The 347-nt window shown below is 54.5% G+C and carries 1 protein-coding gene; it reads left to right on the forward strand.

Annotated features, from left to right (window positions below; all coding sequences use genetic code 11):
* On the forward strand, positions 1–344 hold a 344-nt coding region (locus AC1RPN_RS08690; protein WP_481763792.1), incomplete at its 5' end, for a hypothetical protein.
* Between the last annotated feature and the right edge of the window lie 3 nt (positions 345–347).

Below are 347 nucleotides of genomic sequence, written 5' to 3' on the forward strand. Positions count from 1 at the left end.
CGCAGTGCAACCGTTTCCAAGGCACCAACTACCGTGACTTCCGCGTCAACTACCTGATCGTTGGAGATGTGGCCTGTCAGTCGAGTGACTTGTTCGATCGTAAGCAGGTACATTTGCGTACTGTATGCGGCTCTGCGCAAGACCCGAAGGTAGCTCGACGCCGGATGAGTGAGATTGAGGCCTCGGGTGTGGCACGAAATCTTGAGATCGTTCCGTGCACCAACCGTCGTGCGGAGCAGTCCCCGCAAAAGACACTCAAGCAAAAACAGCTAGAGGAAAAGATTGAACGAACTCGCAAGAAACTTGCCGAACTGGAACAGCAACGAGCGGGGAGCGCTGCCTAGTAT

Source organism: Dellaglioa sp. CoH-57-MRSF-20, assembly GCF_056781955.1.